The organism is Inquilinus sp. OTU3971 (assembly GCF_038440215.1).
Genome location: NZ_JASATH010000016.1, coordinates 46405 through 66164, shown reverse-complemented (window position 1 = coordinate 66164; position 19760 = coordinate 46405). Strand labels below are relative to the sequence as shown.

Here is a 19760-nt window from a genome sequence, read left to right as displayed (position 1 = left end):
TGCGGTCGGCACGGCCAGCACCACCATCGCCGGGACGACCTACAACTTCGCCGGCACGGCGCCGGCCAGCACGGTCAGCGTCGGTGCGGCAGGGGCGGAGCGGACCATCACCAATGTCGCGGCGGGGCGGATCGCAGGCGACTCCACCGATGCGGTGAACGGCAGCCAGCTCTTCGCCACCAACACCTCGGTCGACACGCTGAACACCAAGGTCGACAACATCAGCAACGGCGGCATCAAGTACTTCCATGCCACCTCGACCCTGGCGGACAGCCAGGCGACGGGCACCGACAGCACTGCTGCCGGCCCTGAGGCGGTGGCCTCGGTGACGGACGGCGTCGCGGTCGGTCACGGTGCCACCGCGGGCGCCAACGTCGGCGACGTGGCTCTCGGCTCGGGCTCGACGACGGCGGCTGTGGTCGGCACGACCAGCACCACCATCGCCGGCACCGCCTACACCTTCGCCGGCACCACGCCGACCAGCACGGTCAGCGTCGGCGCGCCGGGGGCGGAGCGGACCATCACCAATGTCGCGGCCGGCCGGATCGCGGGCGACTCCACCGACGCCATCAACGGCAGCCAGCTCTTCGCCACCAACACGGCGGTGGACAGCGTCGCCAACGAGGTCACGACCATCACCGGCAAGCTGACGCACTACTACAGCGTCAACGACGGCGGCACGCCGGGCGCCAACTACGACAATGACGGCGCCACCGGCACCAACGCGGTGGCGGCCGGCGTCGCAGCCAGCGCCACGGCGGCGGACGCGGTCGCCCTGGGCAACGGTGCGACGGCCGGCGATGCCGGCGCGGTGGCGCTGGGTTCCGGCAGCACGACCGCGGCTGCGGTCGCCACCCCGAGCACGACGATCGCCGGCACGACCTACAACTTCGCCGGCACGGCGCCGGCCAGCACGGTCAGCGTCGGTGCGGCGGGGGCCGAGCGGACCATCACCAATGTCGCGGCCGGGCGGATCGCCATCGACTCCACCGACGCGGTGAACGGCAGCCAGCTCTTCGCCACCAACACCTCGGTCGACACGCTGAACACCAAGGTCGAGAACATCAACAACGGCGGCGGCATCAAGTACTTCCACGCCACCTCGACCCTGGCGGACAGCCAGGCGACGGGCACCGACAGCACCGCCGCCGGTCCGGAGGCCGTGGCCTCGGTGACGGACGGCGTCGCCGTCGGTCACGGTGCCACCGCCGGGGCGAATGTCGGCGACGTGGCGCTGGGCTCGGGCTCGACGACGGCGGCTGTGGTCGGCACGGCCAGCACCACCGTCGCCGGCACGACCTACAACTTCGCCGGCACCACGCCGACCAGCACGGTCAGCGTCGGCGCGCCGGGGGCGGAGCGGACCATCACCAACGTCGCGGCCGGCCGGATCGCGATCGACTCGACCGACGCGGTGAATGGCAGCCAGCTCTTCGCCACCAACACCTCGGTCGACACGCTGAACACCAAGGTCGAGAACATCAGCAACGGCGGCGGCATCAAGTACTTCCACGCCACCTCGACCCTGGCCGACAGCCAGGCGACGGGGACGGACAGCACTGCCGCCGGGCCGGAGGCCGTGGCCTCGGTGACGGACGGCGTGGCGGTCGGCCACGGCGCGACCGCCGGGGCGAATGTCGGCGACGTGGCGCTGGGCTCGGGCTCGACCACCGCGGCAGTGGTCGGCACGACCAGCACCACCATCGCCGGCACCACCTACAACTTCGCCGGCACCGCGCCGACCAGCACGGTCAGCGTCGGCGCGCCGGGGGCCGAGCGCACCATCACCAACGTCGCGGCCGGCCGGATCGCGGGTGACTCCACCGATGCGGTGAATGGCAGCCAGCTCTTCGCCACCAACACGGCGGTGGACAGCGTCGCCAACGAGGTCACGACCATCACCGGCAAGCTGACGCACTACTACAGCGTCAATGACGGCGGCACGCCGGGCGCGAATTACGACAATGACGGCGCCACCGGCACCAATTCGCTGGCGGCCGGCGTCGCAGCCAGCGCCACCGCGGCAGACGCGACGGCGCTCGGCGCCAACGCCACGGCCGGCAATGCCGGCGACGTGGCCCTGGGTTCCGGCTCGGTGACCGCGGCTGCGGTGGGCACCGCCAGCGCGACGATCGCCGGCGGCACCTACAACTTCGCCGGCACCTCGCCGGCCAGCACGGTCAGCGTCGGCAGCGCCGGCGCCGAGCGCACCATCACCAATGTCGCGGCGGGGCGGCTCTCGGCGACCTCGACCGATGCGGTCAACGGCAGCCAGCTCTTCGCCTCCAACCAGGCGATCGACAACGTCGCCAGCCAGATCACGGATGTGAACGGCCAGCTGACGCACTACTACAGCGTCAACGACGGCGGCACCCAGGGCGCGAACTACGACAACCGGGGCGCCACCGGCACCAACTCGCTGGCGGCCGGTGTCGGCGCCGCGGCTTCGGGCGGCGAGTCGGCGGCGGTCGGACACAACGCGCAGGCCCTGGGCGTGACCTCCGTCGCGCTCGGCAGCGGCGCGACGGCGGGCTTGGCCAGCGATCCGGTCAACAATGGCGACAACATCGCCATCGGCCGCGGCGCCGCAGCCGATGTCGCCGGGGGCAACAACAGCGTAGCCCTAGGCACCCTGGCGAATGCGCAGGGGGCTTCGGTCGCGATCGGGCGCAGCGCCAATGCCATCGAGGCCTCCACGGCGGTGGGCCTGCGGGCGAATGCGGCCGGCGTGCGGTCGGTGGCGGTCGGCAACGACACCCAGGCGCTGGCGGCCCTGAGCGTGTCGCTGGGCGACACCACCTCGGTGGCGGCCACGGCCGGCCCGGGGTCGGTGGCGATCGGCCACAACTCTCAGGTGCTGGGCGGCACCGGTGCGGTGGCGATCGGCGAGGGCCAGACGGTCAGCGGCGACGGCGCGGTCGCCATCGGCGATCCGAACACCGTCACCGGCACCGGCGCGGTGGGCATGGGCGCCAACAACACCGCCAACGGCACCGGCGCGCTCGCCCTCGGCAACACCAACAATGCCCAGGGCCAGGGCTCGGTCGCTCTCGGCAACGCCAGCAGCGCGCTCGGCGCCGGCTCGCTCGCCTTCGGCGACGCGGCTTCGGCCGGCAACGCCGGCGACGTGGCGCTGGGCTCCGGCTCGGTGACCGCGGCGGCGGTCGGCACGGCCAGCACGACGATCGCCGGGACGACCTACAACTTCGCCGGCACCGCGCCGACCAGCACGGTCAGCGTCGGCGCGCCAGGCGCCGAGCGCACCATCACCAACGTGGCGGCCGGGCGGCTTTCGAGCACCTCGACCGATGCGGTGAACGGCTCCCAGCTCTTCGCCACCAACCAGGCGGTCGACAGCATCGCGACCACAGCCAATGCCGGCTGGAACCTCAGCGCGGATGGCGGGGCGACCAGCCAGAACATCGCGCCGGGGGGCACCGCGAGCTTCGCGGCGGGCAGCAACACCACGGTCAGCCGCACCGGCTCGACCATCACCTACGGCGTGGTGGCCGACCCGAGCTTCAACTCGGTGACGGTGGGCGGCACCTCGATCACCACCGACGGGCTGACCATCACCGGCGGGCCGAGCATCACCACCGCCGGGATCAATGCCGGCGGCAAGACGATCACCAATGTGGCGCCGGGCGTGGGCGGCACCGACGCGGTCAACGTCAACCAGCTCAACGAGATCGGCGACGTCGCCAATGCCGGCTGGAACCTGCAGGCGAACGGCGACGCGGCGACCAAGGTGGCGCCGGGCGGCACGGTGCAGTTCCTGAACGGCCAGAACATCGCCGTCACCCGGACCGGCACCGACATCACGGTGGCCACGACGCCGGCCCTGACCGCGGACAGCCTGACCTTGACCAGCGGCCAGGTGTTCGACGCCGCCGGGCTCGAGATGGCGAACACCAAGATCACCGGCCTGGCGCCGGGCGAGGTGTCCTCGACCTCGACCGAGGGCATCAACGGCTCGCAGCTCCATGGCGTCGCCCAGAGCATCGTCACCCATCTCGGCGGCGACTCGACGGTCAATCCGGACGGCACCATCACCGGCCCGACCTACAATGTGCAGGGCAACAACTACACCACGGTCACCGACGCCTTCGATGCGGTGGACGGCAGCCTGACCACCATCAACAACGAGCTGACCAACATCAACAACGGCGGCGGCATCAAGTACTTCCACGCCACCTCGACCCTGGCCGACAGCCAGGCGATGGGCACGGACAGCGTCGCGGTCGGGCCGACGGCCGTGGCCTCGGTGCAGGACGGCATCGCCATCGGCCATGGTGCCGCGGCCGGCGCGAATGCGGGCGACGTCGCCCTCGGCGCCGGCTCGTCGACCGCGGCGGTGGTGGCCACCGCGGGCGCCACGATCGCCGGCAAGGCCTACAGCTTCGCCGGGACGACCCCGACCAGCACGGTCAGCGTCGGCGCGCCGGGGGCGGAGCGGACCATCACCAACGTCGCCGCGGGCCGCCTCTCGGCCACCTCGACCGACGCGGTGAACGGCAGCCAGCTCTTCGCCACTAACTCGGCGGTCAACATCCTGGGCATCCAGATCGGCAACGGCGGCATCGGGCCGGTGCAGTACAGCGACCCTAGTGAGCCGACGAAACCGAACGGCGGCAAGCCGACCTTCGACCTGACCCTGGTCGGCAAAGGCTCCGGGCCGGTCAAGCTGCACAATATGGACGTAGGCGTGGTGTCGAAAAACTCGACCGACGCCATCAACGGCTCGCAGCTCTTCGGCACGGCGCAGAGCATCACCAACGTGCTCGGCGGCGGCTCGAAGGTGAATGAGAACGGCACCATCACCGGACCGACCTTCGTGGTCCAGGGCAACAACTACTCGACCATCTACGACGCTGTCGGGGCCGTGAACAACAGCCTGACCAACATCAACAACGGCGGCGGCATCAAGTACTTCCACGCCAACTCGACCCTGGCGGACAGCCAGGCGACAGGGACCGACAGCGTGGCGGTCGGGCCGACGGCCGTGGCCTCGACCCAGGACAGTGTGGCGATGGGCCACGGTGCCACGGCGGGCGCGAATGCCGGCGACGTGGCCTTGGGCGCGGGCTCGAAGACCGCGGCTGCGGTCGGAACCTCCAGCGCCTCGTTCAACAACTTCACGCTCGACAACTTCGCCGGGGCCAACCCGACCAGCACGGTCAGCGTGGGCGATGTCGGCGCCGAGCGCACCATCACCAACGTGGCGGCGGGGCGGATCACGGCGACCTCGACCGACGCGATCAACGGCTCGCAGATGTTCGCGCTGGCGACCGTGGTCGACAACGCGGTGATCGGCGGCGGCGGCATCAAGTACTTCCACACCAACTCGACCCTGGCCGACTCCTCCCCGACCGGCACCAACAGCACCGCCATCGGCCCGGCCTCGACCGCCAGCGCCACCAACGCGATCTCGATGGGCAACGGCGCCAGCGCGTCCGCCAACAACGCGATCGCGATCGGCGCCGGGGCGCAGGCGACCAAGGCCAACTCGCTGGCCCTGGGCGCAGGCTCCAAGACCCTGGCCAACCTCTCCGACGCGGCCTACACGCCGGTGGTGGGGGCCACCACCGCCGGGGTGGCGACCGGCGAGGTCTCGGTTGGAACCTCCGGGGCGGAGCGCCGCGTCACCAACGTCGCCGCCGGCTCGGCCCCGACCGATGCGGCCAATGTGAGCCAGCTGCAGGCCCTGTCGAGCCTGTCGGTGAAGTACGACACCGACGGCTCCGGCAACCTCACCAACCGGATCACGCTGCAGGGCGGGGACAAGGGCGCGCCGGTCACCATCGGCAATGTCGCGCCGGGCGTGGCCGGCACGGATGCGGTCAATGTCGACCAGCTGAACGGCGCCTTCGACTCGCTCAACGGCAAGATCAAGCAGGCGCGGCGCGAGGCCTGGCAGGGGGCGGCGATCGGCATCGCGGCATCGTCGCTGCAGTTCGATCCCCGTCCGGGCAAGATCAGCGCCGCGATGGGCGGCGGCATGTGGCACGAGCAGGGGGCCTTGGCCCTCGGCCTCGGCTACACCGCCGAGTCCGGCCGGGTCCGCTTGAACGCCCGGGCCGTCACCAGCGGCGACGACTGGGGTGGCGGCATCGGCGTCTCCTTCACCTTCAACTGAGGGCGAGGCCGATGCGGCTGGCAGGGCTCCTGTTTGCGGCGCTGACGGTGGCGGCGACGTCCGGGACGGCTTTCGCGGTGGGCTGGGTGCAGTTGCCCGGCGACTACACCGTGAAGTCTTCGGAGGTCGCCATCCCCGACGGCGAGGAGCTCGGCCAGTACCGGCGGGTGGTCCAGCCGTTCAAGAACTGGACCCTGATCTGCGACGAGAGCCTGAAGTCGAAACGCCGGGTCTGCAACCTGACCCAGTCGATCGTCGATCAGCGCGGGGCCCCCGTCTTCAACTGGTCCTTCGTGGCCACGGCGGACGGGCAGCCCCTGGTGGTGATGCGGGTTCCGGCGGCGGTCGGCCTCGGGCAGCAGATCGGGCTGACGCTGGGCGACAAGCCGGACCGGATCGTCGCCCAGACCGACCGATGCGACGGGGCGTTCTGCACCGCCACGATCGCAATCGGCCGGATGCTGCGGCGGCACATCCAGGCCGGCACCGACTGCACCGTCTCCTACACGCTCGCGGACGCGGGCGAGGTGTCGTTCCAGGCTCCCCTCGAAGGCCTGTTCACCGCCCTCTCGGCGATGAAATGACCCTTTCGATCTGGTTCTTTTAAAGAGAAGGATGAAGATGATGCGACTGGCCAAGACTCTGCTTCTGGGGACCGTCTCGGTCGCGCTCATTGCCGGCGCGGTCGTCGCGTTCGATCTGATCGGCTTCGCCCAGCTGCCGGCCCAGGCGGCGGATGCGAGGAAGCCGGCGGCAGAGGCACCGAAAGCGCAGGAGCAGACGGCCCAGAACAAGCAGCCGGCCGCGGCGCAGCCGGCGGCGGCCGCCACGACCGCGACCGCCACCGTCTTCGACGAGCACGTCAAGCAGGCCAAGATCGGCGCCTGCGGCAACGTCTTCTCCGCGCTCGGCCGCGGTGTCGCCGCCGATGCGAGCTACGCCGCGCAGACCCAGTGGGACACCAAGGCGGTGGATGCGCATGCGGTCGAATCGATCGTCGCGCTCAGCGGCGGTCCGTCGACGCAGGGGCTGCCTGCAGCCGGCGTCGTGTTCACGGCCCCGGTCGGGCGCTCCTGCGAAGGCACCCTGGTCCGGGTGACGCCGGTCAAGGCCAGCTGTCAGGCCGTCGCGACCCAGCTCGTCAGCCAGGAGAAGGGCCAGACCGGCATGCTCGGCGACCTGCCGCTGGTGTCTCTGCCCAACGGGGCGAGAGTGGTGCTGGTGCCGCTCGACGGCAACTGCGTGGCGATGACGAGCCTGCGCGCCGTCGGCTGATGGAACGCCGCCCGCGGCAGCGGCGGCCGGGATTGCGGGAGATGAAGATGCTTCGACCGATCGTTCTGGTGCTCACCTCCTGGGCCTGCTTCGCCGTCGCAGCCGGGGCGGCCGATCCGCCTCCCGCGCCGGCGCCGGCCGTGGTTGAGACGATCGATACCAACCGCAGCTACCTGGTGTTCTTCGACTTCGACAGCTCGAGTCTGACCCCGGAAGCCAAGCAGGTCGTGGCCACGGCTGCGGCCAGTGCGCTGCAGGGCGAGACCACCCGCATCCACGTCACCGGTCACACCGACCGTTCGGGCTCGGTCCAGTACAATCAGGCCCTCTCGGTTCGTCGTGGCGAGTCGGTCCGTCGCGAGCTGGTTGCTGACGGCGTTTCTGACAGCCTGATCGCGGTCAAGGGCGTCGGCGAGTCCGATCCGCTCGTCCCGACCGCCGATGGCGTCCGCGAGCCGCAGAACCGTCGCGTCGAGATCGTCCTGTCACCGGCCGGGCCGGCGGCCGAGCAGAACCCAGGGATGAGGGGGATCTGGGGCGCCATCGCCTATTCGGTGCCGGACCAGAAGCGGGGCTTCTTCTGGGGCGCCGACAAGGCGGATGAGGCGCAGGAGATCGCCCTGCGACACTGCGTGCACCGGGGCGGCCAGGACTGCAAGGTCGTCTCCCTGTTCCGCAACCACCGCCACTGGACCGACGACGACAAGAGTGGCTTCCCCTACGAGCACTGCGCCGCCCTGTCGGTCGGCAAGCCTCCCGTCGCCGGCCGGCCCGCTCCCTGGGGCGCCGCATCGGCCGAGACCCGCCGCGAGGCCGAGGGGAAGGCGACCGCGATCTGCGGCGGCGACGCCAACGAGTGCCGGATCCCCGAATGGGTCTGCACCTGAGCCGAAGCGCCGGAAAGACCAGAAACCATCCCGTCAGGCAGCCGAGATCCTTTGATGCTCCCCGTTTCCGCCCTGCAGTCGATGAACGTGCTCCTGGCGACGCCATGCTACATCTCGGCCGTCTCGATGAACTACGTGACCAGCCTGTTCGAGTTCACCCATGAGGCGATCCGGCTTGGGCTGAGCTCGTCCCTGCACATGCGCTCGGAGAGCCTGGTCACCCGGGGTCGGAACGAGATCGTCAAGTTCTTCCTGATGAACGAGCAGTACACGCATCTGTTCTGGATCGACTCCGACATCGTCTTCAAGCCGGCGGACGCGATCCGCCTGCTGCTATCGGACCATGATGTCGCCGCCGGCATCTATCCGATCAAGCGCTTCAACTGGCCGCAGCAGGGCCTGCCCGCAGGCACGACGAAGGAGGCGTTCGAGACGCTCTACACCGACTACCCGTTCAACCCGGTCGGCCTCGGCTCCGAACCGCTGGCCAAGTTCGTTGGCGAGGAGGGCTTCATCGAGGTGGCCGAGGCGCCGACCGGGTTCATGGTGATCAAGCGGCATGTGTTCAGCCGACTGATGCAGCACTACCCGCAGCTCAACTATGTCCCCGACGGGCCGCCGAACAATCCGGAGGCGCCGTTCTACTGGCTGTTCTTCGACTGCATGGTGGACCCCGACACCAACCGCTACCTGTCGGAGGACTACGCCTTCTGCCGCCGCTGGCGGGATATCGGCGGCAAGGTCCATGCCGATCTTAAATCCGACCTCGGGCATCTCGGCCAGCACATGTTCCGCGGCAATTTCGCCGAGAGCGTCAGGCTGCGGGCCCATGATCCGGGGAACGGGCCGGGGAAATGACGCGAGGGCCAAGGCCCGGAGTACTCTCGACGCGTCGGTTGGGCCTGCAAGCGGTACGGCTTTGCGGACAACGCGTCGGGCTGTCCTCGTCACCGGCCTGACCGGTTTGCCGCCCGTCACATGGTCCCGCAACCGGTGAGCTGGATGTGGCTGCCATGCCGCGACGACTGGCGGGACCGCGCACCGATCGCAGACATTCAGAGCAGGGGATCGGAGCCAAAGCTTCTCAAAACGCTTGTCGCGTCTGGATGAGGCTGTGATGTGGAAACGGCGACGCATGGAAGTCGCGGTTCCAAGCTGAAATGGCTCCCCTTCGTGGAAGCATTTCGAACCATGTGTCGGATCCCGGGTCCGGAGCTACGGCTCATCCTGGAGCAGGTCGGGCGGCTGGGACAGTTCGGAGCGTCTGCGTGGGGTGAAGCGGCGGGACTCTGGTGCTGATCGCTATGTTGATGAAGGTTGCGGAGAATAGCGTCATTATTCACCGCATTGAATGCGGTGAATAATCTTGCGCATGCAGGGAATGGGAGGCATATTCTCCGCAAGAGGTGCGGAGAATATGCCGATCTATATCCATGAGCAGGAGGGCTGGCCAGAGTTCGAATGGAGCAGCCCGGATATTTCCGCGCAGTTGGCTGCTGTCCGCCACCGTCAGGGCCGCCTGCTCGGGCGGATGGAAGCCCTGGGATTCGATCTGCGCGCCGAAGCCGTCCTCCAGACGCTGACGGAAGACGTGCTCAAATCCAGCGAGATCGAGGGCGAGATCCTCGACAAGGAGCAGGTGCGCTCCTCCATCGCTCGTCGCCTCGGCATGGACATCGGCGCGCTCGCGCCTGTCGACCGCAACGTCGAAGGCGTCGTCGAAATGATGCTCGACGGCACCCAGAACTACGCGGCTCCACTCTCCGACGAGCGGCTGTTCGGCTGGCATGCCGCGTTGTTTCCCACGGGTCGCAGCGGGATGACGAAGATTGTCGTCGGCGCCTGGCGCGACGATCGCTCCGGTTCCATGCAGGTGGTCTCCGGCCCAATCGGGCGAGAGAGGGTGCATTTCGAGGCACCGGCCGCCGCGCGGTTGCCAGCCGAAACGACTGCCTTTCTCGACTGGTTCAATGGCGAGACGCAGCTCGATCCCGTCCTGAAGGCGGCGATCGCACATCTATGGTTCGTGACGATCCACCCGTTCGATGACGGCAACGGCCGTATTGCCCGCGCGATCGCCGATATGGCGCTTGCACGCTCCGAGGGCAGTCCACAGCGCTTCTACAGCATGTCTGCGCAGATCCGTCTGGAGCGGAAAGACTATTACGACATCCTGGAGAAGACCCAGAAGAGTGGGCTCGACATCACTGCCTGGCTGCAATGGTTCTTGGGTTGCCTCGATCGAGCCTTCGATGGCGCCGAACAGATTCTCGCTGCCGTGCTCCGCAAGGCGCGCTTCTGGGAGGCGGTGGCGGGCCAAACGTTCAGCCAGCGTCAGCGCAAGGTCATCAACCGTCTGCTCGACGGGTTCGAGGGTAAGCTCACCTCGTCGAAATGGGCGACGCTGACCAAGACCTCGCCCGACACGGCGTTGCGCGACATCAACGACCTCGTGGCGCGCGGCATCCTGATAAAGGGCGAAGCAGGCAGCCGCAGCACGAGCTATTTGCTGGTTATGGGAGAGCGGTGATATTCCCGATGTCTCTGAAACCCGCAGAAAACCTGGGAAAAGTGGCTCCCTGGACTGGACTCGAACCAGTGACCCGCTGATTAACAGTCAGCTGCTCTACCAACTGAGCTACCAGGGAACACGAGCGCCGGATCGCTCCGGGCTGTTGGTGGCGCGGCTTATAGCAACCTCGCCTCGCCCTGCCAAGCCTCACCTGCACCTCCAATCGTACTTTTTGGGGATGCTGGTCCGGCCGGCATGTCGGGCGGGCCGTTTGGAGGCGCGAGCCGGAATCGAACCGGCGTGCACGGATTTGCAGTCCGCTGCTTGACCACTCAGCCATCGCGCCCCGACGGCGGCCCCCGTATATCGTCCGCCGAGAAGCAGGGTCAAGGAGGAACACGTGGATCTTTCGATCCTGTTCGCGCGGGCGATTGGGCCGGGCGGCATCAGACCGATTGTGTTGCGGGCGCGAAGGCCGATATAACCGCTGCGTTTGAGTGCACAGCGACCGCCCGGCCGCTGTGCCTCGCCGTTCTCAGAGTGCGGAATCCCATGGTCGACTACGCAGCCGCCCGCCTGAATATGGTCGAAGGGCAGATCAAGCCCAACAAGGTCGTCGACCAGGCCCTGATCGACGCGATGATGGCCGTCCCGCGCGAACGCTTCGTGCCGGCCGACCGGCGCGGCGTCGCCTATGTCGACGAGGATGTGGCGATCGGCGGCCGCCGGGTGCTGATGGAGCCACGGGTCCTCGGCCGGCTGCTGAACGACGCCCGGATCACGCCGGACAGCCGGGTGCTGATCGTCGGCGCCGGCACCGGCTACAGCGCCGCGATCGTTGCACGCCTCGCCGCCAAGGTGGTGGCGCTGGAGGAGGACAAGGCGCTGCTCGGCACCGCGCGTGGGGCGCTGTCGGAGCTGGGCGTTGGGAGTGTCGCGCTGGCCGAAGGGCGGCTGGCGGAGGGTTGGCCGGCCGAAGGCCCCTACGACGTCATCCTGGTCGACGGGGCGGTGGCGGAGGTGCCGGCGGCGCTGATCGCACAGCTGGCGCCCGGCGGCCGTCTGCTCACGGTGGTGGATGACGGCAACGGTGTCGGCCGTGCTATGCTGGTCGGCGCGGTCGATGGAGTCGCGTCGCAGCGCCCGCTGTTCGACGCGACGACGGCGATGCTGCCCGGCTTCGAGCGCAAGCCGGCTTTCCAGTTCTGAGTGCGACGGGGTATCGGGTGCAGCAGTTCGAGATCGACGTGACGACCCTGTCGGATTGGCGGCGCGACGGCACGGAGCATGTGCTGGTCGATGTGCGCGAGCCGCAGGAGCTGGCGGTGTGCCGGGTCGAGGGTTCGCTCGATATCCCGATGGGCGAGATCCCGGGCCGGCTGGAGGAGATTCCGGGCGATCGCCCGGTGGTCGTCATGTGTCACCACGGGGGGCGCAGCGCGCAGGTGGTGCGGTGGCTTTCGGCGAGGGGCATGGACAACGTGGTCAATCTGCGCGGGGGCATCGATGCCTGGGCGTGCGAGATCGACCCAACCATGGGACGGTATTGACGATGACACGATTTGGACGGTACGGGCTCTCCACCGCGGTCCTGGCCGCGGCGCTGGTGCTGGGCGCCGCCCCGGCCTCGGCCCAGTCGATGACCGAGGCGCTGGCCTCGGCCTACGCTACCAACCCGGACCTCGCCGCCGACATCGCCAATCTGAAGGCGGTCAATGAAGGCGTCGCCCAGGCCCTGTCCGGCTATCGGCCGAATGTGAGCGCCAGCGCCAGCATCGAGAGCCAGTTCACCAATACGACCTCGGACAACGTCCCGGCCACCGGCATCATCTCCCAGTTGCAGCCGAGCGGCCAGAAGGGCGATCCGGTGAGCTCCGGCGGCCGGGAGGGTTACTGGCACGAGGTCAACCCGGCTACGCTCGGCATCACGGTCACGCAGAACATCTACAATGGCGGCCGGACCCAGGCGTCGGTGAACCAGGCCGAGAACACGGTGATGGCGACCCGTGCCGTCGTCCAGACCACCGAGCAGACGGTGCTGCTGGACGCCGCCACCGCCTATGCCGACGTGGTCCAGGCCCAGGCAGCACTCGACGTGCAGCGCAACAACGAGGCGGTGCTGCGCCGGCAGCTGCAGGCGACCCAGGACCGGTTCAATGTCGGCGAGGTGACCCGCACCGACGTCAGCCAGGCCGAGGCCAGCCTGGCCAGCGCCACCGCCGGCCGGATCGAGGCCGAAGGCACGCTACGCGCCAGCCGCGCTACCTTCGAGCGCTTCATCGGCCAGCCGCCGGGGACGCTGGAGACGCCGGCAGTGCCCGTCGGGCTGCCGTCCTCGATGCAGGACGCGATCCAGAAGGCCCAGGCGAACTATCCGGGCATCGTCGCGGCGGTGTTCACCGAGCGCGCCGCGGCCGACAACATCGACCTGCAGTTCGGCGCGCTGCTGCCGTCGATCGATGTCCAGGCGCGGATCCAGCGGCAGTATTCGACGATCTCGCATCCGAAGACCAGCAGCGGAGCGCAAAACCGCATCGATTCCGCCGCGATCGTGGCCCAGCTGACCATTCCGCTGTATTCGCAGGGCAATCAGGAATCGCTGGTGCGCCAGGCCCGCTACACCCATGGCCAGCGCCGCATCCAGATCGAGTCGCAGCGGCGCACCGCGATCCAGGGCGCGGTCCAGGCTTGGCAGGCGTTGGTGACGGCGCGAGCGGCGATCAAGTCGTTCCAGGCCGCGGTCAAGGCCGAAGAGCTGGCGGTGGAAGGCCTGCAGCAGGAAGCGCAGGTCGGGTCGCGCACCGTGCTCGACGTGCTGACCGAGCAGCAGAACCTGCTCAACGCCCAGCTCAGCCTGGTGCAGGCGCGGCGCAACGAGGTGGTCGCCGGCTACCAGCTGCGGAACGCGACCGGCACCCTGACCGCGCAGGATATGGGCCTGCCGGTCAAGGTCTACGATCCGGAGCCGGACTATCAGAAGACCCGCGCCCGCTGGTTCGGGACGTCGGTCGACGAGTGAAGACCGCTTCTCCCGGCATGGGGGAAAGGGGCATGTCCTGTCATTGCCGGGCTTGACCCGGCAATCCGGAGGGTGTCGACACTCTTCGGATGCCCGGATCAAGCCCGGGCACGACATTGAAGTTGGAAGTGGAAGACGACCGAGAGGATGAGCGAGACGCGGGCACAGCAGGAGCCGTCGATGGAGGAGATTCTGGCCTCCATCCGGCGCATGATCATCGAGGACGATCCGGCGCGCGGCCGGGCCGTTCCGACCGATGCTGCGCGGGCCCAGCCTTTGCCGTCCGCTGCCCCGGCCGATGACGACGTGCTGGAGCTGACCGAGGCGCTGGACGATCCGCGGCCGGCCGCTCCTCCGCCGCCCCCCGAAGCTGCGGCCGCGGAGGACGATGCGGTGGTCTCGCCGGCCAGCGCCAGCGCCGCGCTGGCCGCCCTGGCCCGGCTGAACGCCGCGGCCCCGCCGCCGGCGGCGGTGCACAAGAGCCAGACGGTGGACGATCTGGTGCGCGAGCTTCTGCGGCCGATGCTGAAGGAATGGCTCGACGCCAACCTGCCACGGCTGGTCGAGCAGGCGGTCGAGCGGGAGGTATCCCGCATCGCCAGCGGCGCCGTACGGCGCTGATCCGCCCCTCCGCTTCACCGCTCCATCGTCAAGAATTCAAGAATACGGAAGGTTCAGCCATGCTGGACAAGACTTACGGGCCGCGCGAGGTCGAGGCCAAGCTCTATCCCGAATGGGAAAGCAGCGGCGCCTTCGCCAACAACGTCCAGTCGAACGCGGCGCCCTTCACCATCATGATGCCGCCGCCGAATGTGACCGGCAGCCTGCACATGGGTCATGCCTTCAACATGACCCTGCAGGACGTGCTGACGCGGTTCAACCGGCGGCGCGGCCGCGACGCGCTGTGGCAGCCCGGCACCGACCACGCCGGCATCGCCACCCAGATGGTGGTCGAGCGCGAGCTGGCGAAGGACGGCATCAAGCGCCAGGATCTCGGCCGCGACGGCTTCCTGGAGAAAGTCTGGGACTGGAAGGCGCAGTCCGGCGGCGCCATCACCAGCCAGCTCCGCCGCCTCGGCGCCACCCCGAACTGGGCGCGCGAGCGCTTCACCATGGACGAGGGCCTGTCCCGCGCCGTGGTCAAGGTGTTCGTGCAACTGCACCGCGAGGGCCTGATCTACCGCGACAAGCGGCTGGTGAACTGGGACCCGAAGCTGCGCACCTCGGTCTCCGACCTCGAGGTCGAGCAGAAGGAGACCAAGGGCCATCTCTGGCACTTCCGCTACCCGATCGAGGGCGAGGAGGGCCGCTTTATCGTCGTGGCCACGACCCGGCCGGAGACGATGCTGGGCGACACCGCAGTCGCCGTGCATCCGGATGACGAGCGCTACAAGGACCTGGTCGGGAAGAACGCGGTGCTGCCGCTGGTCGGCCGCCGCATCCCGATCGTCGCCGATGAGTATTCCGACCCCGAGAAGGGCTCGGGCGCGGTGAAGATCACCCCGGCGCACGACTTCAACGATTTCGAGGTTGGCCGCCGCCACGACCTGCCGCTGATCAACATCCTCGATGAGGAAGCGCGGCTGAACGACCAGGTGCCGGAGGCCTATCGCGGTCTGGACCGGTACGAGGCGCGGAAGCGCGTGGTCGCCGACCTCGAGGCGCTCGGCCTGGTCGAGAAGATCGAGGATCACGTCCATGCGGTGCCGCATGGCGACCGCGGCGGCGTGCCGATCGAGCCGTACCTGACCGAGCAGTGGTACCTGAAGGCCGAGGTGCTGGCGAAGCCGGCGATCGAATCGGTGGAGCAGGGCCGCACCGTGCTGCTGCCGAAGATGGCAGAAAGCATCTTCTTCGAGTGGATGCGCAACATCCAGCCCTGGTGCATCAGCCGGCAGCTGTGGTGGGGCCACCAGATCCCGGCCTGGTACGGGCCCGACAACGCGATCTTCGTCGAGGAGAGCGAGGCCGAGGCCAAGGCGGCGGCCGAGAACCATTACGGCGAGCCGGTCGAGCTGCGGCGCGAGACCGATGTGCTCGACACCTGGTTCTCCTCCGCCCTGTGGCCGTTCTCGACCCTGGGCTGGCCGGACCAGACGCCGGAGCTGCACCGCTACTACCCCGGCGACGTGCTGGTCACCGGCTTCGACATCATCTTCTTCTGGGTCGCCCGGATGATGATGATGGGCCTCCATTTCATGGGCGAGGTGCCGTTCCGCACCGTGTACTTCCACTCCCTGGTCCGCGACGAGAAGGGCCAGAAGATGTCGAAGTCCAAGGGCAACGTCATCGACCCGCTGGAGCTGGTCGACCGCTACGGTGCAGACGCGCTGCGCATGACCCTGGTGTCGCTGGCCGCCGGCCGCGACATCAAGCTCGGGCCGCAGCAGGTCGAGGGCTATCGCAACTTCGCCACCAAGCTGTGGAACGCCGCCCGCTTCTGCGAGATGAACGAGTGCCGGCCGGTGCCGGGCTACGACCCGGCGGCGAACACGCTGACGCTGAACCGCTGGATCGTCGGCGAGGTGGCGAAGACGGCGGAGAAGGCGGCCGCAGCGCTGGAGGGCTTCCGCTTCAGCGAGGCGGCGCAGGTGCTGTACCAGTTTACCTGGGCCGGCTTCTGCGACTGGTACCTCGAATTCGCCAAGCCGGTGTTCTCGGGCCCAGATTCTGATGAAGAGGCCGAGGCGGCCAAGGCCGAGACCCGGGCCACCACCGCCTGGGCACTTGAGCAGATCCTGAACCTGCTGAACCCGATCATGCCGTTCGAGACCGAGGAGCTGTGGCGGCACCTGGCGGATCGCGGCGACGCCACGCTGGTGACTCAGCCCTGGCCGGACTACCCGGCCGGCCTGGTCGACCCGCAGGCGGCGGCGGAGATGGACTGGGTGATCCGTCTGATCTCCGCGGTCCGCACCATCCGGTCGGAGATGAACGTGCCGCCGGCGGCCGAGCTGGCGGCGACGCTGCGCGGCGCCTCGGCGGAAACCAGGCGCCGGCTCGACACCCATGGCGCGCTGATCCGTCGCCTGGCGCGTCTCGCCTCGATCGACGTGTCGGAGGCGGAGCCGGCGAAGGGCTCGGCCCAGGCGGTGATCGACGAGGCGACGCTGGTGCTGCCCCTGGCCGGGATCATCGATCTCGACAAGGAGCGGGCGCGGCTGACCAAGGAGATCGAGAAGAACGCATCCGAGGCCGAGAAGATCGACCGCAAGCTCGGCAACGCCCAGTTCCTGGAAAAGGCGCCGGACGAGGTGGTCGAGGAGCAGCGCGAGCGCCGCGCCGAGGCGCAGGCCGCGATCGAGCGGCTGCGCGAGGCTTTGGCCCGCGTCGCCGGCTAGCCGCCGGGCCCGCCCCGGCCCCGCCACAAGCTGACATCGTATTGGCTGTCCGGGAGTGACCCCGGGGGGCGATTGAGGTCGCGCAGGATCGCGGCCTCGATGGGCTGCGTCCATTTCGGAAGGAGAAGCGGGGAACCGGCCGCGGGTGGCGGCTCGTTGACTTGATGAGCGGGTCGCGCAAGCGGCATCCCGCATCGCCCGACCCGCCGCCTATCTGCAATCGGACGGCCCTGGGCCGAGGGAGAGCGTCATGAGAATAGCCGAGGTTATGACCAGCGACGTCGCGGTGCTGCGGCCGCGGGACAGCATCCGTCATGCGGCGCAGAGGATGGATGAGCTGAACATCGGGTCTCTGCCGGTGTGCGACGGGAAACGGCTGGTCGGTGTGATCACCGATCGCGACATTACCGTCCGCGTTACCGCCGCGGGGCTGGACCCCGAGGGCACGGAGGTCTCGAACGCCATGTCCCAGGATGTGCGCTGGTGCTGGGCGGATGATGACGTCGAGGAGGTCTCGGAGCTGATGGGCGAGGCCCAGATCCGCCGCGTTCCCGTGATCAATGCCGACAAGCAGCTGGTCGGCATGGTCTCGCTCGGTGACCTGTCGACCAAGCATGCGCCGGGTGCGGCGGAGACGCTCGAGGAGGTATCCACGCCCTCCGCGCCGGATCGGAGCGGGAGAGGGACATGAGCGCGACCGGACTCGAAGTCTTCGACAAGACGCTGCAGACCACCAACATCTGGCTGAACGAGATCGGTGAGACACTGGGGCCCGACCGGCAGCGCTGCTATCAGGCGCTGCGCGCCGTGCTGCAGACCCTGCGGGACCGGCTCAGCGTCGAATCGGCGGCCCATGTCTCGGCCCAGCTGCCGATGCTGGTGCGCGGCATCTTCTATGACGGCTGGCGGGCACGCCCGAGGTGGTGCGCAGCCAGGACGAGTTCTTGCAGCGGATCTCGGCGCGGCTCGACAGCGGCCGGGCGATCGATGCCGCCGACGCCGCCCGCGCCGTGTTCGCGGTCCTGACTCACCACCTGCCGGAGGGCACGGTGCGGCATGTGACCGACACCCTGCCGGACGAGATCCGGCGGCTGTTTCCGCAGCAGGCGGTGCATTGACACCAGGTCCGGCCGGCACGATCCAGCCTTGACAAAAAAAATTGTCAAGGCTGGAATGGGCGCATGCTGGACGTGGATGTCATCGACGATCCGGCGGCCGCCATGGCCGCGCTCGAGCCGGTCCGCAGCCGCCTGCTGGCGGAGCTGGCCGAGCCGGCCTCCGCTGCCGGGCTGGCCGCGCGGCTCGGGATTCCGCGGCAGAAGGTGAACTACCATCTGCGCGCGCTGGAGGTGCACCGGCTGGTCCGCGAGGCGGAGACGCGGCGCTGGGGCGGCCTGACCGAGCGACTCTACGTCGCCACCGCCACCTCCTACATCGTCTCGCCCCAGGCGCTCGGGCCGGTCGCCGCCGACCCCGGGCGTGCCTCCGACCGGCTGTCGGCCAGCTACCTGATCGCGCTGGCCGCCCGCATCGTCCGGGAGGTCAGCGGCCTGTGGCGGGCCGCCATCCGCGCGGAGAAGCGGCTGGCGACCCTGTCGATCGACACCGAGATCCGCTTCGCGTCGCCGGCCGATCGGGCCGCCTTCACCCAGGAGCTGACGGCGTCGATCGCCGGTCTGGCGGCGCGCTACCACAACGCGTCGGCGCCCGGGGGACGGGACCACCGCCTGGTCCTGATGGCCTATCCCAAGCCCGCCGACCCATCGGGGAAGGAGCAGACATGCCACTGAAGACTGACGCGACGCGGCGCTGGGTCGAACTCGACGTGCTGCTGCCGGGAACGCCGGAGCAGGTGTGGCAGGCGATCGCCACCGGACCCGGCCTCAGCGCCTGGTTCACCGCGACCTCGGTCGAGGAGCGGGTCGGCGGCGCCATCCGCTTCGAGTTCGGCGAGGGCATGGCCTCCGCCGGCACCGTCACGGTCTGGGAGCCGCCGGTCCGCTTCGCCTATGAGGAGACGGGCTGGAACGGTGACGCGCCGCCGGTGGCGACGGAATGCGTCATCACCAGCCGGTCGGGCGATGCCTGCGTGCTGCGGCTCGTCCACACCCTGTTCACCACAGATGGCAGCTGGGACGACGAGCTGGAGGGCTTCGAATCCGGCTGGCCGGGCTTCTTCGTCATCCTGCAGCTCTATCTGCAGCGGTTCGCCGGCCTGCCGGCGGCGCCGGCCCGGGCCATGGCCATGCATCCCGGCCCCGATCTCGCGGCCTGGACCGACCTGGCCGGCAGGTTCGGCTTCGCCGGCGTGAATGTCGGGGAGCGCTGGAGCACGCCGGCCGGCGTCCCGGCGCTGGCGGGAACGGTGGAGCGAGTGAAGCAGGACACCAAGTCGCGCGAGGTGACGGTGGCGCTGGACCGGCCGGCGCCCGGCATCGCGCTGATCGGGATCCATGGCTGGCAGGGCCGAGCCCGGGTGGCGGCGAGCGTCTTCTTCTACGGCGACAACGCCGCCGACACCGCCACCCGGTTCCAGGCCGAGCTGCGCCGCTGGACCCAGGAGACCTATCCGGACAAGGAGGGGGGATAG

16 protein-coding genes and 2 tRNA genes are annotated in these 19760 nt (G+C 69.1%); 16 read left to right on the top strand and 2 right to left on the bottom strand.

All coding sequences use genetic code 11. From position 1 onward, the window contains the following. The 6 genes from AAHM41_RS06470 to AAHM41_RS06445 all read left to right on the top strand — a co-directional run. Positions 1 to 6136, top strand: a 6136-nt coding sequence (locus AAHM41_RS06470; RefSeq protein WP_342235701.1) for a hypothetical protein, incomplete at its 5' end; no start/stop codon positions are given. 11 nt (positions 6137 to 6147) lie between these two features. Next, complete coding sequence (locus AAHM41_RS06465; protein WP_342235700.1) at positions 6148 to 6720, top strand: invasion associated locus B family protein; 573 nt, start codon at positions 6148 to 6150, stop codon at positions 6718 to 6720. A gap of 37 nt (positions 6721 to 6757) precedes the next feature. Beyond that, on the top strand, positions 6758 to 7411 hold the full coding sequence (locus tag AAHM41_RS06460; protein WP_342235699.1) for a hypothetical protein: 654 nt from the start codon (positions 6758 to 6760) through the stop codon (positions 7409 to 7411). 47 nt (positions 7412 to 7458) lie between these two features. After that, positions 7459 to 8298: an OmpA family protein gene (locus AAHM41_RS06455; RefSeq protein WP_342235698.1), complete on the top strand. Its 840-nt coding sequence runs from the start codon at positions 7459 to 7461 to the stop codon at positions 8296 to 8298. Between the two features lie 54 nt (positions 8299 to 8352). Next, positions 8353 to 9156: a hypothetical protein gene (locus AAHM41_RS06450; RefSeq protein WP_342235697.1), complete on the top strand. Its 804-nt coding sequence runs from the start codon at positions 8353 to 8355 to the stop codon at positions 9154 to 9156. A 559-nt stretch (positions 9157 to 9715) separates the two neighbouring features. Then, positions 9716 to 10828 (top strand): Fic family protein, encoded by a 1113-nt coding sequence (locus AAHM41_RS06445; protein WP_342235696.1) that lies wholly within the window; start codon positions 9716 to 9718, stop codon positions 10826 to 10828. 42 nt (positions 10829 to 10870) lie between these two features. On the opposite strand, the gene AAHM41_RS06440 is transcribed toward AAHM41_RS06445, so the two are convergent. Beyond that, a tRNA-Asn gene (locus AAHM41_RS06440) sits at positions 10871 to 10946 on the bottom strand. Between the two features lie 136 nt (positions 10947 to 11082). Then, positions 11083 to 11156, bottom strand: a tRNA-Cys gene (locus AAHM41_RS06435). 206 nt (positions 11157 to 11362) lie between these two features. On the opposite strand from AAHM41_RS06435, the gene AAHM41_RS06430 reads away from it, so the two are divergent. The 10 genes from AAHM41_RS06430 (at position 11363) to AAHM41_RS06385 (ending at position 19760) form a co-directional block, all read left to right on the top strand. After that, positions 11363 to 12019 carry a protein-L-isoaspartate O-methyltransferase family protein gene (locus tag AAHM41_RS06430; protein ID WP_342235695.1) on the top strand — a complete coding sequence of 219 codons (657 nt, stop codon included), beginning with the start codon at positions 11363 to 11365 and terminating at the stop codon, positions 12017 to 12019. 17 nt (positions 12020 to 12036) lie between these two features. Then, positions 12037 to 12360, top strand: a complete 324-nt coding sequence (locus tag AAHM41_RS06425; protein ID WP_342235694.1) for a rhodanese-like domain-containing protein — start codon at positions 12037 to 12039, stop codon at positions 12358 to 12360. 2 nt (positions 12361 to 12362) lie between these two features. Further along, the gene (locus AAHM41_RS06420; protein ID WP_342235693.1) at positions 12363 to 13829 is read left to right on the top strand and encodes a TolC family outer membrane protein; all 1467 of its coding nucleotides are present in this window, start codon (positions 12363 to 12365) and stop codon (positions 13827 to 13829) included. Between the two features lie 180 nt (positions 13830 to 14009). After that, complete coding sequence (locus AAHM41_RS06415) at positions 14010 to 14450, top strand: DUF2497 domain-containing protein (RefSeq protein ID WP_342235692.1); 441 nt, start codon at positions 14010 to 14012, stop codon at positions 14448 to 14450. Positions 14451 to 14509: 59 nt separating this feature from the next. Next, positions 14510 to 17170, top strand: a complete 2661-nt coding sequence (locus AAHM41_RS06410) for a valine--tRNA ligase (RefSeq protein ID WP_342235691.1) — start codon at positions 14510 to 14512, stop codon at positions 17168 to 17170. A gap of 250 nt (positions 17171 to 17420) precedes the next feature. Further along, positions 17421 to 17861, top strand: a complete 441-nt coding sequence (locus AAHM41_RS06405) for a CBS domain-containing protein (protein WP_342235690.1) — start codon at positions 17421 to 17423, stop codon at positions 17859 to 17861. Then, on the top strand, positions 17858 to 18196 hold the full coding sequence (locus tag AAHM41_RS06400) for a DUF2267 domain-containing protein (protein ID WP_342235689.1): 339 nt from the start codon (positions 17858 to 17860) through the stop codon (positions 18194 to 18196). Before AAHM41_RS06405 ends, AAHM41_RS06400 begins: the two co-directional genes overlap by 4 nt. Then, on the top strand, positions 18115 to 18288 hold the full coding sequence (locus AAHM41_RS06395; protein WP_342235688.1) for a DUF2267 domain-containing protein: 174 nt from the start codon (positions 18115 to 18117) through the stop codon (positions 18286 to 18288). Before AAHM41_RS06400 ends, AAHM41_RS06395 begins: the two co-directional genes overlap by 82 nt. A 63-nt stretch (positions 18289 to 18351) precedes the next feature. Continuing rightward, positions 18352 to 18960 (top strand): helix-turn-helix domain-containing protein, encoded by a 609-nt coding sequence (locus AAHM41_RS06390; protein WP_342235687.1) that lies wholly within the window; start codon positions 18352 to 18354, stop codon positions 18958 to 18960. After that, on the top strand, positions 18951 to 19760 hold the full coding sequence (locus AAHM41_RS06385; RefSeq protein ID WP_342235686.1) for an SRPBCC family protein: 810 nt from the start codon (positions 18951 to 18953) through the stop codon (positions 19758 to 19760). Before AAHM41_RS06390 ends, AAHM41_RS06385 begins: the two co-directional genes overlap by 10 nt.